The sequence below is a fragment of the Mesorhizobium sp. M1D.F.Ca.ET.231.01.1.1 genome (assembly GCF_003999155.2).
Lineage (GTDB): Bacteria > Pseudomonadota > Alphaproteobacteria > Rhizobiales > Rhizobiaceae > Mesorhizobium.
Genome location: NZ_RZOZ02000038.1, coordinates 1 through 1215 on the forward strand (window position 1 = coordinate 1; position 1215 = coordinate 1215).

Consider the following 1215-nt stretch of genomic DNA (forward strand, 5'->3'; position numbering starts at 1 on the left):
GGCTGGGCCGAGACGATTGAGCTTCTCGGCGGGGAAGAGTTGATCGCAGGAAGTGCTCGCGAGACGAAGGCGTTCCTGCGCCCGCGCGGCATCAGATCGGCGAGCGACCTGTTGCGCCTGACACTGGCTTACTGCCTTGGCAAGGTAGGCATGCGGGGCGTCGTGGCCTGGGCGGCGGCGAGCGGGATTGCCGACATTTCGGACGTGGCCTTGCTCGGCCGGTTGCGCAATGCAGGCCCCTGGCTGCAACAGTTGATCGGGCATCTTTTGAAGCGCGAGGATGCAGGCTTGGCCAAAGGCCGGCTAATCCGCATCCTCGATGCGACGGCGGTTGCCAAGGCTGGTGCGCATGAGAAGAAGAACAATGGCCTTTGGCGCATGCACTGCGCCTTCGAGCTTGAGCGCGAGCAGTTCGATTTCCTCGAGATCACCGACCAGAGCGAGGCCGAGTTGATCGACCGCGTGCCGGTGGTGGCGGGCGAGATCCGCATCGGCGACCGCGTCTATCTGCAGGCCGAGCGGATCGCAAAGGTCATGGCGCAAGGCGGCGACGTTGTCGTGCGCGCGTCGTGGAAGAATGCGCGATGGCTCGACGCCAACGGCGAGGCGTTCGATCTCGTCGGCCACCTGGAGAGCTGCCGGGAGGAAGTCTTCGAAACGCCTGTCCGGCTAGGCCTCAAGAAGGGCGAGCCCGTGAGGATGCGCCTGATCGCCTTGCGCAAATCCGAGGCCGCGGCACAAGAAGCGCGGCGCAAAATCAACAAGGAAGCCAAGGCCAAGGGCAACAAGGTTCAACCGCAGACGCTGATTGCCGCCGGCTTCGTCATCCTTGTGACCTCGCTCGACCGGGAGGAGTTTCCCGCCGGCACGGTTCTCAAGCTCTATCGCATGCGCTGGCGCATCGAGCTCGCCTTCAAGCGTCTGAAGAGCCTGATCGGACTGCGCGCGCCTCCCGCCAAAGACCCAAGGATCGCAAAGCCTTGGATTCTTGCCCACTTCCTCATCGCGCTCGTGACCGAACCCCTCTCGCAGGAGTTGGGTGTCTCTCCCCCTTGAGCGACGGGCGCCCGCTGCTGTGGCGTGCTACCCGCCAGATCGTCGCCTCTCTGCTCGCAGCGATCTTTACGCAACCGCCCTTGGCAGCCCTGCGCCAAAATCTCCATGCCTTGCGGCATCGCTGGCGCGAGCCACCTCGAAAGCGCAAGTTTCAGTCCA

Annotated in this window: 1 protein-coding gene; it reads left to right on the forward strand. The window is 64.0% G+C overall.

Going from position 1 to position 1215, the window contains the following annotated elements; genetic code table 11:
- Positions 1–150 precede the first annotated feature (150 nt).
- Complete coding sequence (locus tag EN874_RS32125) at positions 151–1056, forward strand: transposase (RefSeq protein WP_245513842.1); 906 nt, start codon at positions 151–153, stop codon at positions 1054–1056.
- The last annotated feature ends 159 nt before the right edge of the window (positions 1057–1215 follow it).

Bases quoted from the DNA above. Each gene is read 5' to 3' on its own strand.
- EN874_RS32125 (WP_245513842.1), top strand. From the start codon at position 151: ATGCGGGGCGTCGTGGCCTGGGCGGCGGCGAGCGGGATTGCCGACATT.